General features: G+C 41.7%; 10 protein-coding genes and 4 tRNA genes. 10 read left to right on the top strand and 4 right to left on the bottom strand.

From position 1 onward, the window contains the following. Positions 1-108: 108 nt before the first annotated feature. From ACT3QN_RS06730 to ACT3QN_RS06715, 4 genes are all read right to left on the bottom strand, one after another. Positions 109-459 carry a hypothetical protein gene (locus tag ACT3QN_RS06730; protein ID WP_444529102.1) on the bottom strand — a complete coding sequence of 117 codons (351 nt, stop codon included), beginning with the start codon at positions 457-459 and terminating at the stop codon, positions 109-111. Between the two features lie 258 nt (positions 460-717). Then, positions 718-921: a hypothetical protein gene (locus ACT3QN_RS06725; protein ID WP_444529101.1), complete on the bottom strand. Its 204-nt coding sequence runs from the start codon at positions 919-921 to the stop codon at positions 718-720. A gap of 578 nt (positions 922-1,499) precedes the next feature. Beyond that, positions 1,500-4,478 carry a DNA polymerase I gene (gene polA, locus ACT3QN_RS06720; protein ID WP_444529100.1) on the bottom strand — a complete coding sequence of 993 codons (2,979 nt, stop codon included), beginning with the start codon at positions 4,476-4,478 and terminating at the stop codon, positions 1,500-1,502. A gap of 265 nt (positions 4,479-4,743) precedes the next feature. Next, entirely contained in the window at positions 4,744-5,157 is a 414-nt protein-coding gene (locus tag ACT3QN_RS06715; RefSeq protein WP_444529099.1) for an Ohr family peroxiredoxin, read from the bottom strand. 267 nt (positions 5,158-5,424) lie between these two features. Here ACT3QN_RS06715 and ACT3QN_RS06710 point away from each other — a divergent pair, with 267 nt between their 5' ends. The 10 genes from ACT3QN_RS06710 to ACT3QN_RS06665 all read left to right on the top strand — a co-directional run bounded on the left by ACT3QN_RS06710 (position 5,425) and on the right by ACT3QN_RS06665 (position 13,474). Further along, complete coding sequence (locus tag ACT3QN_RS06710) at positions 5,425-6,324, top strand: hypothetical protein (protein WP_444529098.1); 900 nt, start codon at positions 5,425-5,427, stop codon at positions 6,322-6,324. Positions 6,325-6,529: 205 nt separating this feature from the next. Beyond that, a complete protein-coding gene (locus ACT3QN_RS06705; RefSeq protein ID WP_444529097.1) occupies positions 6,530-8,125 on the top strand; it encodes a peptide chain release factor 3 in 1,596 nt (531 codons plus the stop codon). A 202-nt stretch (positions 8,126-8,327) separates the two neighbouring features. Next, positions 8,328-9,179, top strand: coding sequence for an RsiV family protein (locus tag ACT3QN_RS06700; RefSeq protein ID WP_444529096.1), 852 nt, complete (start codon positions 8,328-8,330; stop codon positions 9,177-9,179). Between the two features lie 157 nt (positions 9,180-9,336). Then, positions 9,337-10,560, top strand: coding sequence for an FHA domain-containing protein (locus tag ACT3QN_RS06695; protein WP_444529095.1), 1,224 nt, complete (start codon positions 9,337-9,339; stop codon positions 10,558-10,560). 175 nt (positions 10,561-10,735) lie between these two features. Continuing rightward, complete coding sequence (trpE, locus tag ACT3QN_RS06690; RefSeq protein WP_444529094.1) at positions 10,736-12,232, top strand: anthranilate synthase component I; 1,497 nt, start codon at positions 10,736-10,738, stop codon at positions 12,230-12,232. A 193-nt stretch (positions 12,233-12,425) separates the two neighbouring features. Further along, positions 12,426-12,501, top strand: a tRNA-Thr gene (locus tag ACT3QN_RS06685). A 67-nt stretch (positions 12,502-12,568) separates the two neighbouring features. Then, positions 12,569-12,652 (top strand) — tRNA-Tyr (locus ACT3QN_RS06680). 82 nt (positions 12,653-12,734) lie between these two features. Further along, positions 12,735-12,808: transfer RNA gene (locus ACT3QN_RS06675), tRNA-Gly, on the top strand. A gap of 103 nt (positions 12,809-12,911) precedes the next feature. After that, positions 12,912-12,986: transfer RNA gene (locus ACT3QN_RS06670), tRNA-Thr, on the top strand. A gap of 209 nt (positions 12,987-13,195) precedes the next feature. After that, the gene (locus ACT3QN_RS06665; protein ID WP_444529093.1) at positions 13,196-13,474 is read left to right on the top strand and encodes a DUF6122 family protein; all 279 of its coding nucleotides are present in this window, start codon (positions 13,196-13,198) and stop codon (positions 13,472-13,474) included. Positions 13,475-13,769 lie beyond the last annotated feature (295 nt).

Genomic DNA, 13,769 nt, shown 5'->3' with positions numbered 1-13,769 from the left:
AGACTCGCTGTTTTAACGAGTTAAATAATAAAATCAAAAAAGCACGCTTAATTATCTTAAGCGTGCTTTTTTATGAGCAAAGGATTGTATTAGTAGTTATATTAAGTTCTAAAAATCATCATCGTTGCTACGTCCAGCTGCTTCCCTATCAGCAATATCCATTGCATTTGGATAATCGCTGTCATCAAGGTTGTCCTGAACCAAAATCTCGTCGACACGTGACTCATCAAGGTTTTGACGATGTGAAGGTGTTAATCCTTGGGTTGCATCACTACCGACTTCTGAGTTATTAAATCCCGCACTATTATCAATCACATCATCGTTATCTATCGTATGCAACATAGGGTTGTCCAAATCGACCAGTTGGTTGTCTTGCTCGCTTTGGCTGCCATTGTTGTTACGACGATTGCTGTCAATCTGATCCATCTCTTCTGGTAATGGGTTTTTTAAGTTTTCCATAAATAATTCCTTATTGTAGTTATTAGATATAAAGGTAACGTACTCGCTTATCAAAACATCGCTTATGGCAATGTAGATAACATACTTCTCAGTTTGTACGCTTATACAAATTTTCACTAGTAGTAAGGTGTGACATGATGTTCAAAAAATGTAAGACGATGGTCAGAATGCAAAACGGCTACTCAATATAAGTAGCCGTAATTATTTATAAAATATTCACTAAGTCTTTGTATGGTAGTAAGGTCGTTAAATCAAAGTTTATATTTTTAGTCGATAGTCAGCCAGTTTGAATCGCCACAAGTAGGTCAAGGCAATACCGTAGACTGCAGTTTCAGACAGCTCTTCGACAATTTCACCAAATGTATGCGGGAATACAATGGCGTTCTCACCCATGTATTGCATGACTGCCAGTACAATAACACTAAGATAGAGTGAAACTGGCACGTTTTTAGCACTGCCCATAGGTAGTGTCTTGCATAAGCTAGCAGACCAAGCGCGACGAGATAGATAATGGTAAGGATGCTATCCTCCCACCAGTCATAAGACTGACCAAGCAATAAAAAATCGCTTGGAACCAGTAGGTCTGGTAAATAGTTCAACTCGCGACGAATAACAGCGACAAATATAAGTACGGCTGCCAGCCAAAAAGCTTTAACTTGTTTGACATGACTTTTTACAAAGTATTGTGTACAACGTAGTAAGCAGGCAAACAACAGGATCATACCGGGGATTTCAATGATGCCATCTGAATTCAAAATAAATGACTCCTGCGTGTCAAAAAATGTGTTAAAAACAAAAAAGTGAGCCCGTAGGCTCACTTCAAAGCAAAAAATACCAAATAGTTAGAATTTAATAGATGCACTATTATAAACCCCATAGCTAGATATTGCTGTTGTGAAAGATAACTAATTAGTCATAAGTAATTGTTAATATAAATAATATATAATCATTTAGTGTAGTATCAGTTATCAAAAGCTGTTTTACCTGCAAGGTATGTGAATAACCATACCTTAGGTGCTTAATAAAATGACAGTTAATACTTAGTGTGCCTCATCCCAGTTTTGACCACTATCAGTTTCAACCAATAATGGCACAGCAAAGTCGACGCTCCAGCCTTTTTCTACGGCAGTGGTTATCAAGACATCTTGCATAGCATCAGTAATCAGCTGGCTAACTTCGTCTACTTTATAGGCATCCACTTCAAACACCAATTCATCGTGAACCTGTAGCAGCATTTTAGCTTGCTCTTTCGGCAGCACTTTATCAACGGCAATCATAGCAAGCTTGATTAGATCAGCAGCAGATCCTTGTAGTGGCGCGTTAATCGCCGCGCGCTCAGCACCTTGCTTGACCATACGGTTACTATGATTGATATCAGGCGTATAGAGTTTACGGCCCAGTATCGTCTCGACATAACCTTGCTCATAAGCGCTGGCACGCGTATTGATCATATAGTTTTTGACGCCTGGATAACGCTCAAAGTACATATCGATATAGTCTTGTGCCTCGCCGCGGCTCATCTGTAGCTGCTTGGCAAGTCCAAAGGCACTCATCCCGTATAACAGACCAAAGTTAATGGCTTTAGCATTACGTCGTTCGGTTGAAGTGACGTCTGCGACATCCTTACCAAGTACTTCGGCAGCGGTGGCCGCGTGAATATCTAACCCTTCGTTAAAGGCATGAGTTAGGTTCTTATCACCTGAGAAGTGCGCCATTAGACGCAATTCAATTTGTGAGTAATCGGCGGCGAGAATCACGCGACCTTCTGGTGCGATAAAAGCTTGACGAATTAAGCGACCAGTCGCAGTACGAATTGGGATATTTTGCAAGTTAGGATCTGTCGATGACAAACGTCCAGTACTGGTTAGTGCTTGGTGGTAGCTAGTGTATACGCGATCAGTTTCACTGTCTGCGACATTATCTAATGCATCGGTATAAGTGCTCTTGAGCTTAGACAGTCCACGATATTCCAAGGTGATATCGACCAATGGATGATCAATTTTTGATAGTACAGCCTCACCAGTCGAGTATTGACCTGATTTGGTTTTTTTACCGCCAGCGACGCCTAGTTTTTCAAACAGCATCTCACCGAGCTGCTTAGGAGAGCCTAAGTTAAACTCTTCACCTGCCACTTCATAGGCACGTTTTTCTAGGGCGATAATTTCTTCATCAAAGCGTTTTGAAAGCTCATTTAAAAATGAGCGTTTAATCAAAATACCATTCGCTTCCATTTGGCACAGTATCTCTGCCGTTGGAATTTCCAGCTCGTGTAGCAATTTGGCATTACTGGCATCGTTAGCCAGCTCAACGCTGAACACGTCAAATAACTGATAGGTGATATCCGCATCTTCACAAGCATAGTCACTAGCGATGTCGATGGCTACTTGATCAAAGGTGACTTGTTTAGCGCCTTTACCTGCTACGTCTTCGAAGCTGATGGTTTGCGTTTGCAAATAATGACGTGCCAAATCATCCATACCGTGGCGAGTGGCTGCTGCATTGATGACGTAGCTGGCAAGCATAGTATCCATTGCCCAGTTGTTTGGCTGCTCATGTATGGCGCCAACTAGATCGATATCATAGTGAGCGAGGATATGCGCATCATATTTCAAATGCTGACCGATTTTGCCAATTTTGGGATTTTCTAGTATAGGTTTTAAGCGAGCCAATACCATATCACGATCAAGCTGCTTGGCTGTCAGCTCATCATCTTCTAGGCTATGCGTAAGCGGAATGTAATACGCTTCATGTGCTTGCAACGCAAAGGATAAACCGACAATTTTTGCATCACGCCAATGAACGCTAGTGGTCTCGGTATCAATGACAAAGTGCGGAGCAGCTTCTAACGACTCGACTAAGCTATCAAGCGCTGGCTCGTCGAGTACAGTGTGCCACGCTTTATCATGGCTAGCGTTGTCTTTAATGTTGTCGCTTTTGGTTGATTGGAGTGATTTTGCTACTTGTGCTTGTGACTCAGTATCGGCCTGACTATCAGCAACACTTTTAGAACCATTGGCAGGGTGATTCGGGTGATCCAATGATGCCAGCTCATTTCTAAACTCAAGCTCATTATATAAGTCGCGTAATTCAGCTATATGCGCGCAAGGGTCGGTATTTATTTTTAGATCATTCCAATCTTGGCCAATTGCTAAGTTAGTGACGATGGTAGCAAGATTTCTGTTAAAAGGAATGTCGTCGGCGTGTTCGATCAGACCTTTAGCTCCGCGACCTTTGATAAAGCCAATATGCTTAAGCATATTTTCGATATCACCATACTCAACGAGCAAGTCTTTAGCGGTCTTTTTACCAATACCAGGTACGCCTTTAATACCATCAGAGGCGTCACCCATTAGCGTCAAGAAATCGATCATTTGATTTGGATTAATACCAAACTTATCGATTACCGCTGGGGTATCCGTGATTTTGCCCGTAAAGCTATCTTCCAGTATGACGCAATCATTGACCAACTGCATCATGTCTTTATCACCCGTTGAGATAACCACATGATGACCTTGTTCGACAGCACGATGGGCAAGTGTACCGATGATATCGTCGGCCTCTGCACCTTCGATGCGCAACAGTGGTATACCTAATGCAGAGACCAAACGATGAATATAAGGAATTTGCTCTACTAGCTCGATATCAATGGGCGGACGAGCGGCTTTGTAATCAGCAGACATATGATGGCGAAAAGTCGGTGATTTGGTATCGAAGCAGACCGCCATATGGGTAGGGTGATAGCGACGCATCAGTTTGAGTAATGCGTTGAGTGTACCGCGTATCGCATTGGTGATGAGGCCCTGCGAGTTTTGCATGGTTTTTGGTAGGGCGTGATAAGTGCGAAACAGATAATAGGAGCCATCAACCAAAATAAAAGGTGGTTGATCTTTGTCTACGTGACTGGTATCCATCAGCGCCACGTTAGGCATGGTATCGAAGTTCGGTAGTGATTTGGGGTCAAGCGCTTGATGAGAATTGTGGTCGTTATCGGTGGTATTGTCAGCTATGTCATCAGTCATAAAAGTCACTTATCAGCTATTAGGTAAAAATATATATGCTTATTATAACGATAAAATCAGCGCGTGCCGAACTGCTTAATCGTTACGATGTATTCTATCGTGTTCTTTTTATTGAAATCTAAATTGAGTTTTCGATATTCCATTGTTAGGGCAAATAAAATGCTAAAGACAAAAAAAGAACCCAGATAGTCTGAGTTCTTTTAGTACTAAATAACTATCAACTATTTATCATTTGATGGATGTTGATAACAAGTCTCTGAATGCGTTATTTTACTTCTGAAGAGACTTCAACATCAATGTTACCGTTGGTTGCTTTCGAGTATGGGCATACTTCATGCGCCTTTTCGACCAATTTTTGGATTTCGTCAGCAGATAGATCTGTATTATCAGCGATGACATGAATTTTTACGGCAAGCTTATATTCGTGACTGTCATCTTGTAATAGGTCTACAGAGGTCTCAACAGTTGAGCCAAATGTTGCGCTTTCCATTTTTTTAACTACGCCTAAAGCACCATCAAAACAAGCGCCATAACCCATAGCGAGTAATTGCTCAGGATTGTTACCTTTTTCATTACCGCCTGGTGGTACCATATTGATTTCAAGATCACTATCGCTTAAGGTTGCCGTACCCATGCGACCGCCGGTAACTGTAGATTTAGTAGAATATAGAGATTTCATGACACATCCTTTGTTGTGAGTTTTTATGTTTATATTTGAGTGATAAATCTTAATATGAGACCTAGCATAACAAATCGCTCACGCAGCTCAGTGCATAGAGAGTAAATATATACTGCTAGTTTGTAAATAAAGTTTTGAGCACAGTTTCCTTCGTTTTTAGATTTACAGTCTTATCGTACAGTCGTCAAAGAGGTACAATAGCGACAATGAACCATGTGTACGTATTAGTATAGATAATATAAGTCTTAGTCATAAGGACATTGTTTGATGAATAGATGGATTGCGATACCTAGTGTTTGCTTTTTGACGACGCTCGCTTTGATAGGGTGTGAAGAAGACGGCGCTTATGGGACGGCTAGTAGCGAGATTACATTGACAAGCTTCGCTAATAGCTATGACAGCAAAGCCAATGCTACGGCAATCGCGAGAATAGATGAAACCTATCGTACTGGTGCCCGCGAGATCAAAACAACCAATATCATCAACAGTTATAGCAATCAAAGCCTGAATGATTTAGATAGAACGGTGCTGGCAGACGACTTCGAGGGCCGACTTGAAAATAAAAACATTGAGGTTAATAACCGGATGGTCAAACGCCCTATCTATGAAAAAAACACTAACAACCAGCTAGACTACGAAACCACTTACAAGACGCTCAACTTATCCGGTTTGCGTGCGAACAGCTATGTTGCTAGTGCAAACATAAACAATAGATACGGCATTATTACCGACTTAAATAACTACTCTGAAATTCCAACCAATGTTGCTTTCCCAGAAGGGTCGGTTTGTTACATTCCTGTGGTAACCAGTGAGCGCTCATTTTTGGCATTCAATGATAAAAATAAAACTGGATATGCCTCAATAGAGAGATGGATTGACGTGGCTAAAACCCGCTTTAGTGCAGATAGAGATCACAGAACTTCTCAGTTTGGCGTAGGCGAAGGCAATCAGCAACAAGCTGCGCAAGTCATGTTTTTTGAGTACGATGATCAGCCTGCTTATGAATATAGCGGTGTTGAGTATGAAAAGGACGTTTATGAAGCAAACTATGTCGCCAAAGGCAGTACCGATCCGAACACAGACAGTCGTTTTGATGTAGTCGATTGTACGATCGTCAATGAGGTGGCTGGCGACTTCTTAGCTGAGCAAATCAAACGCTACTATTGAGATGAGTTGATGGTTATTAGTCGTGCTAATTCAGTATGATGATTGCAATTAGAAAGCTCAAAAACACGCTTTATTTAAATAATAGGGCGTGTTTTTTTATACGCTAATTCTGCACCCTGATGCTAAATCCGCTACAATACGCCCATTATTTATTTTATTTATTTAGAGTCACTTCTAAATCACATAACTGTTGAAGCTGAAAATTATGAGCGTAGATCCAAAGAAATTAAACAAAGAAGTTGCTAAGCGCCGTACCTTTGCCATTATCTCGCATCCTGATGCTGGTAAGACCACCATGACCGAAAAACTCCTATTGTGGGGCCAAGCGATTCAGGTAGTGGGCGAAGTAAAAGGCCGTAAAACCGATCGTCATGCAACCTCAGATTGGATGAGCATGGAGCAAGAGCGTGGTATCTCAATCACGACATCTGTTATGCAGTTCCCGTACAAAGACCATATGGTCAACCTACTAGACACCCCAGGTCACGCCGACTTTAGTGAAGATACGTATCGTACGTTGACCGCAGTGGATAGTGCGCTGATGATGGTCGATGGTGCAAAAGGTGTCGAGGAACGTACCATCAAGCTGATGGAAGTGTGTCGTATGCGTGATACGCCTATCATCTCATTCGTCAATAAACTAGATCGTCAGATTCGTGAGCCGCTTGAGTTGCTTAGTGAAATCGAATCGGTGTTAAAGATTAAGTGTGTGCCAGTCACTTGGCCGATTGGTATGGGACAGGATTTTGTTGGGGTCTATCACCTTGCAGAAGACAAAACCTACCTATATGAAAAAGGTAATGGCGGCAAGATGACCGTTTCTGAGACTCGCGAGGGCTATGATTATCCAGATATCCGTGAACGTCTAGGAACACTGATGTTTGATGCGTTCGAAGAGTCACTTGAGCTGGTACAGATGGCGCTAGAAGAGTTCAGTGTTGAATCATTTTTGGCGGGAGAGATGACGCCAGTATTGTTTGGCACGGCATTGGGTAACTTTGGGGTCAACATGGTACTTGATACCTTGGTTAAGTATGCCCCGGCGCCGAAAGCCCACCCAACGACTGAGCGTGAAGTATCAGCAACCGAAACGGACTTTACAGGCTTTGTATTTAAAATTCAGGCCAATATGGATCCGCGTCACCGTGACCGCATTGCGTTCTTGCGAGTATGTTCTGGTAAGTACGAGAAGGGCATGAAAATGAAGCATGTACGTCTGGGTAAAGACGTGCGTATTGCTGATGCGCTGACCTTTTTGGCAGGCGACCGCGAGGCACTAGAAGAAGCCTATCCAGGTGATATCATTGGTTTGCACAACCATGGCACCATCTCTATCGGTGATAGCTTCACAGCAGGCGAGGAGTTGAGCTTTACGGGTATTCCACATTTTGCACCTGAACTGTTCCGCCGTGTGGTGCTAAAAGATCCGCTCAAATCAAAAGCACTGCAAAAAGGTTTACAGCAATTGAGCGAAGAGGGCGCAACGCAGGTATTTATGCCGCAGATTAACAATGATTTGGTGTTAGGTGCAGTCGGCGTACTACAGTTTGAGGTGGTCGCGCATCGTCTAAAAGAAGAGTATAAGGTTCAATGTACGTTTGAGCCCGTATCTATAGCTACGGTACGCTGGATTCATTGCGATGACGAAGTAGCATTGGCGAAATTTAAGAAAAAAGCCCATGACCAATTGTCGATAGATGGTGGTGGTTATCTAACGTATCTTGCACCATCACGCGTCAACCTACAGCTAATGCAAGATCGCTATCCAGAAGTGACTTTTAGTAGCACTCGCGAACATTAAATTTATTTATACTCCTGTATCGTTTACTGATTAAGACACGCTAGCCGTGTCTTTTTTATTGCCTGTATCTGTGATTTAAATGACAGGAGTCAGGTATCCGTTTGCTTACACCACTTCAAAAACACAAACAGTCTTCCTACAATACATTGCAATTGTTACGGTAGAATGTTGAATGGCATTTTATATTTGTGAAAGAGGACACATGCACACTACGACTCAAACTGATAATAAATCTATATCGGCTGGTCTACGTTCGATAAAGGCAAGCCAGAGACGTTCAATTGCTATGTTAGCTGGTAGCCTAGTGTTAGGCGCAGTTAGTATGTCGGTAAATGCAGGAAGCTTTATTAGCAGTACTGAGTACCTACCGTATCAACTGCCCAGTGATATACAAAAGACGTGTGGCAAGCGTGATAACTGTCCAGAAATTGAAGTTAAATATCTCAAAAGCAGTCAAAGCTGGATAGATGAGACTGTCAACGCTCGTATCGATAACATAGTCGTCAATAGTCAGATGATAGAGTCAGCACCTATCAAAGGTAAAAGCAGCGAAAAAGAAGTTACGGCTGCTCTTGATAGCTTTGTAAGTTCGCAATTTCAGGATATGCCTGATGATGTGTCTTGGGGTTATAATCTGATGGTAGCGCCCAATTATCTAGGTCATATCGATAACTTTGAACTGTTTGAGATTAGCTCTTACGTCTATACTGGTGGTGCACATGGTATGCCTTATAGCGAGTATCTAGTGTTTGACCCAAGTACTAAAAAGCAAGTCACGCTTGACGACATGCTTATTTCAGGTAAAAAACCCCGTTTTGAAGCGCTTGCTTATGATGCTTATAAAACGTGGGTTAAAACAGTTGCTGAAGACGTAAGTAGTTATGAGAAAAACTGGCCGTTTACGTTAAGCGATAATGTGACTTTGACAGACACGGGTATTAGTATTCGTTATCAGCATTACTCTATCGGCCCATATGCCTATGGTATGCCTGTCCTTAATATCCCGTATAGCAAGCTCGATAAAGTTATAAAACCTCATTTTATACCAAAGTAGATACTGTACAGTGTTTGGGGAAAATATTTAATAAGTTGTACTAGACAAATATTATTAAAGAAATAGCGACAATATTTATCATAAATTGGCAGTAATATTTTAGAGTTATTATTTTTGGCATCATTGGATATCCAATAGAAAAATAAGGAGTTATAACATGACAAACGAGACAGATAGTATGAATACGGCAGCAAGTACAACTTGGCAGCTGAATGCGTTGACGGAAGCACTAGGTGACCTGACACTGACAGTTAGTGATAGCTTATCTATAGGCCGTGGTAGTGATAATGACGTAGTCCTAGGTAGCAAACAGGTCTCTCGCAATCATGCGGTACTCAGTGTGTTGGACGGTCAACTATACGTAAAAGATTTAGATTCTTCTAATGGCACGTTTATTAATGAGCAGCGTATCGAAGGTAATGAATCTAGTCATCTAAAAGTAAATGACACGCTTGGTTTTGCAAGTTTTAGCTTTCAAGTACAGGCATCTGCTGCACCAGTGACTACAGAAGAGCTAGTAGCGAATGCATATGAAAGTACTGATACAGCTGCCGTGACAGAGGCTTCTGCTAATGAGCCTGTGACCGGAGAGCAAGTATTTGAAGAAAGCGTTCTTGAAGAAGATCCAATCAAAGAGCAAGCAGTCAACGAGCCAGTGATAAAAGAAACTGGTATCGAAGAAGTGTTACCTGCTACAAATGATGCTGCCACTGTAGATATTGACTCAGATACAAGCGAAGACTCAGTAAATCCTGCGAATGAGACCGTTGAACCTGTTGTCGAAGAGCTCGCTTTTGAAGAGCCAGTTGGTGAAGAAACAGCTACTGAAGAAGCCGTTGATACAGGTCCAGTGGTCAAAGAAACGGGCATTGATGAGGTGCTGTCTGATGCAGACGCAGCATCGCCTACGCCAGTAGAAGAAACGCCAGTTGCTACAGAGGTGGTAGCTGATACAACTGTACCAACAGCAACTGAAACAGAAGCTGTGACGGCCACAGAGCCACCACAGACAGCATCTACTGATAGCGCACCATTGGTAGAAGAGCGCCCAGCAGTGCATGAAGAGCCAGCAAAGCATGAAGAGCCAAAAGTCCAAGATGAACATGACAAAACGACAAAGACAGAGCTGCAAGAAGAAGCAGATCCTGAAGTTTTAAAAGCCAAACAAGCAGCTAGTGCACAGTTTTCAGGCACGGCTAATTTAGGGCAGGCGCGTGATCTTGGTACCGAAGGCAATAATGCGATGGATCAAGAAATCAGCAACCCTGCTCATACAGGTCATGTAGAAAAGAAGACAAGCGGTGGCTGGTTTATATGGGTATTTGTGATCATTCTAATTATTGGTTTGGCCTTATGGTTGTTTAATATGGGCGGTGCATAATTGAACTATGCACTAAGTCTTTTTCGTAAGTTTTGATAAAGAGACTTATTGTACTCGCCATTTTTTAAACAAATGACTCATTGTAGCGTCGATATTTTAGCGAATATTGGCGCTATATTTTATAGAGCAGCTTATGGTTTTATTATTGCCTATAAGGTGCTAAGAGAGCGCTATTATGATGACTTTTGAAGAATACCAAGCTTTTAAAGATAGAGGCTTTAGCCATGCACCACTAGTAAAAAAACGTCTAATGGATGCACAAACGCCTGTGTCTGTATTCTCTAAAGTGCGTGATCTGAACGGCTCTGCCTATCTGTTTGAATCTGTAGTAGGCGGTGAGCGCTGGGCACGATACTCCATGATTGGATTGGGTAGCGATCTTATTTTGCAATACTCTGGTGGCAATATGACAACCAAACGGAACGATCATATTGATACAGAGGCAGTAGAGAATCCTTTCGACTACCTGCGTGAGCTGATGACGCAATATCAGATGCCAACCACTGAAGATGTGCCGTCGATGCCGAGCTTTAGCGGCGGTCTAGTCGGTTACTTTGGATACGATATGGTACGTGTTATTGAACCAAGTGTGGGTTTATCTGATGCGCCCAATCCAATGTCGATGCCAGATATGTGGCTGATGCTTTCGATGAGCGTTATTGTATTTGATAATTTAGAGAATACACTATCAATCATCGTCTATGCTGATTGCCAGTCTGAGGATGGCTATAGTTCGGCTATACGAGAGTTAGAGCAAATCGAGGAAAAGCTAGCTGAGCCATCCAACTTGTGCGCCCCCATAATGCCTACGCCTAAATTTATATCGCAAACAGGTGCCGAAAAATATTGTAGCGACGTTAATAAGATAAAGGATTACATCGCTAAAGGTGATGTCATGCAGGTAGTACCAGCGCAACGGCTGACAGCCGACTATACAGGCGACTCTCTAGCCGTATATCGTGCGTTACGCTACCTGAACCCATCACCGTATCTGTTTTTGGTGCATGGCTATACACTTGATGATCACAAACGCTTTGATATTATCGGTGCTTCTCCTGAAATCCTATCTCGTATCGAAAATGGCAAGGTGACCGTAAGGCCACTGGCAGGGACACGGCAACGTGGTCGAGATGAGGCCGAAGACCTAGCGCTTGAGCAAGAGCTGCTAGATGATAAGAAGGAAACAGCCGAGCATCTAATGCTCATTGATTTAGGTCGCAATGATATTGGCCGCGTTTGTGAGTATGGTAGTGTCAAAGTCACAGAGAAAATGTTTATAGAGCGCTACTCGCAAGTGATGCATATCGCATCCAATGTGGAAGGTACAATACGAGCTGACAAAGATGCGCTAGATGTGTTCTGCGCCACTTTCCCAGCTGGTACGCTATCGGGTGCTCCTAAAATCCGCGCCATGCAGATTATCGATGAGATAGAACCAGTGCGCCGAACGGTATTTGGTGGTTCAGTTGGTTATTTAGGGTGGAATGGTAATATGGATACTGCCATTGCTATTCGTACTGCGGTGATGCGGCGTGGTGAGGTACATATTCAAGCTGGAGCAGGAGTCGTTGCTGATTCTATGCCAGAAAAAGAATGGGATGAAACCAATAAAAAGGCATTAGCATTAATAAAAGCCGTAGAAATGGCCTGTAACGGCTTGCGCATTCGCTAATTAAATAGCCAGTAATATGGCAAAGATAAAGGCAGCAAGTAAAAAGCCAACTTACTGCCATATTTTTACTGATAAAAAAACCATCCTAATCAGTGACTTAAATATTTATATTAAATTAATTCAAAAAAAGATGAAAAAGTACTTGCGCATCTCAAAAAATTTGATAGAATAGCCACCACTTTAGAGAGAACAAGCCGACTTAGCTCAGTTGGTAGAGCAACTGACTTGTAATCAGTAGGTCGCCAGTTCGATCCCGGCAGTCGGCACCATCTCTTTCAAAGTAGCTTTTTATGAATTTGTCTTAAATGAAAGTCATTTTTGTTCAAAGCACCCTAAGGTGGGATTGGGGAGCGGTCAAACCCAACAGACTGTAAATCTGTCGCGAAAGCTTCGAAGGTTCGAATCCTTCTCCCACCACCATATTTTCTAAAGTTTGTCATAGCGCCAAGCATGCTCTGAATTTAACAACTCTCGATTAGAGCTGTCCTGAATAAGAGTAAATGCGGGTGTGGTATAATGGTAACACCTTAGCCTTCCAAGCTAATGACGCGGGTTCGATTCCCGCCACCCGCTCCATATATACACCATCGCAAAGCATAACAATAAATCATCACGAGAGTCAGTAATTATTGCTGTATCGTGATATTTTTTTTAGTGCAGATCAAAGGTTTCAATATACGCTCATATAGCTCAGCGGTAGAGCACTCCCTTGGTAAGGGAGAGGTCTCGAGTTCAATTCTCGATATGAGCTCCATTTATTGTTTATACTTTTTATGCTTGCTTTGCTATTTATATAACTTTGCGTCGATATCGAAATTATAGAATATTGAAATATATAACAGTAGTGCAATAGACAATGATTCAAAGGTAACACTGAGGTGTTGCCTTTTAGTGCTGTCAGTATATTAATAAATATTGGTTTTGATGGTCTTATATAGAGAAGACTAAAACTAATAGGTTAGTATGCAGACATTGATACATTACTCCTTGCACTTTGGTTTTCCTCTTTTTATCGCGATTGCGTTTTTTAGAAAAGAGTGGAAAAAAGCATATCTGATTTTGCTTGCGACCATGTTGGTTGATCTAGATCATTTGGTAGCAAATCCAATATTTCAGGCAAATAGATGTAGCATTAATTTTCATCCGTTACATACTTATTATGCGATGCTAGTATATTTTTTTTACTCTTTCTTCGTAAGCCTTTTAATATCATTGGAACTGGACTGCTATTCCATATATTAACGGATTTTATAGATTGTTTGATGATGTCGGTCAGCTAACATTGCGACCTTACATATCAAGATAATTATACGGTTATAAGAAAGATTATAATCAATCGAAATTTATATCTACTAGCTAGAGAGAAGTTGATTTTGATTGAGAGATGTATGACTATTTAAGATAAGTCAGCGTATAATAACGGATACAAGAATTAGTTCGGAGCATTGTTTAAGCAATGGTTCGTGCGGTTGATAGCTAGGTTTATGATGATTTAGTTCTATTATGAGCCGTTAAACAGCTTTTTATTGATCATTCA

Origin of the sequence: Psychrobacter sp. AOP7-C1-14 (genome assembly GCF_052376135.1) — a bacterium.
Taxonomy (GTDB): Bacteria; Pseudomonadota; Gammaproteobacteria; order Pseudomonadales; family Moraxellaceae; genus Psychrobacter.
This window is presented reverse-complemented; position numbering and strand designations above follow the sequence as displayed.

Bases quoted from the DNA above. Each gene is read 5' to 3' on its own strand.
- ACT3QN_RS06715 (WP_444529099.1), bottom strand. From the start codon at position 5,157: ATGAAATCTCTATATTCTACTAAATCTACAGTTACCGGCGGTCGCATG.
- ACT3QN_RS06710 (WP_444529098.1), top strand. From the start codon at position 5,425: ATGAATAGATGGATTGCGATACCTAGTGTTTGCTTTTTGACGACGCTC.
- polA (WP_444529100.1), bottom strand. From the start codon at position 4,478: ATGACTGATGACATAGCTGACAATACCACCGATAACGACCACAATTCT.
- ACT3QN_RS06695 (WP_444529095.1), top strand. From the start codon at position 9,337: ATGACAAACGAGACAGATAGTATGAATACGGCAGCAAGTACAACTTGG.
- ACT3QN_RS06705 (WP_444529097.1), top strand. From the start codon at position 6,530: ATGAGCGTAGATCCAAAGAAATTAAACAAAGAAGTTGCTAAGCGCCGT.
- ACT3QN_RS06725 (WP_444529101.1), bottom strand. From the start codon at position 921: ATGGGCAGTGCTAAAAACGTGCCAGTTTCACTCTATCTTAGTGTTATT.
- ACT3QN_RS06730 (WP_444529102.1), bottom strand. From the start codon at position 459: ATGGAAAACTTAAAAAACCCATTACCAGAAGAGATGGATCAGATTGAC.
- ACT3QN_RS06665 (WP_444529093.1), top strand. From the start codon at position 13,196: ATGCAGACATTGATACATTACTCCTTGCACTTTGGTTTTCCTCTTTTT.
- ACT3QN_RS06700 (WP_444529096.1), top strand. From the start codon at position 8,328: ATGCACACTACGACTCAAACTGATAATAAATCTATATCGGCTGGTCTA.
- trpE (WP_444529094.1), top strand. From the start codon at position 10,736: ATGATGACTTTTGAAGAATACCAAGCTTTTAAAGATAGAGGCTTTAGC.